We start from the raw sequence: 498 nt of genomic DNA on the forward strand, positions 1-498 counted from the left end.
CCCTGGTACTGCAAGGTACCGTCCGCGCGCCAGGCCACCAGGTCGCCGGTGCGGTACATCAAGCCCGTGTCGCTGAACGGGTCGGCGAGGAATGTTTGCGCCGTCAGGTCGGCACGGTTCAGGTAGCCGAGGGCAACGCCCTGACCGCCGATATACAGCTCGCCGGTCACGCCGACCGGCACCGGTTGCTGATGGGCATCCAGCACATAGGCACGGCTGTTGCCGACCGGCCGGCCAATCGGGATGCTGCCCTCCTCGGCCGAGGTGATTTCAAAGGTGGTCGAGAAGGTGGTGGCTTCGGTCGGGCCATAGCCATTGAGCAGGTGCTGCGGCGCGCCGTCCTTGAGTACTCGGGCGATGACACTTGGGTCGAGCACATCGCCGCCGACGATCAGGTAGCGTAACTGCTTGAACACCGGCAGCAACCCTTCGGCGTACTGGTGGAACAGGCTCGACGGTTTTCCACAACACGCTGACCGCTTGCTGCTGCAACAGCGC

Annotated in this window: 1 pseudogene; it reads right to left on the reverse strand. The window is 64.7% G+C overall.

Going from position 1 to position 498, the window contains the following annotated elements:
• A pseudogene (locus AOA59_RS00690) lies at positions 1–498 on the reverse strand (AMP-binding protein); the annotation flags it as partial.

It is taken from the genome of Pseudomonas sp. 2822-15 (assembly GCF_002742515.1).
In the GTDB taxonomy this organism is placed as follows: Bacteria; Pseudomonadota; Gammaproteobacteria; order Pseudomonadales; family Pseudomonadaceae; genus Aquipseudomonas; species Aquipseudomonas salomonii.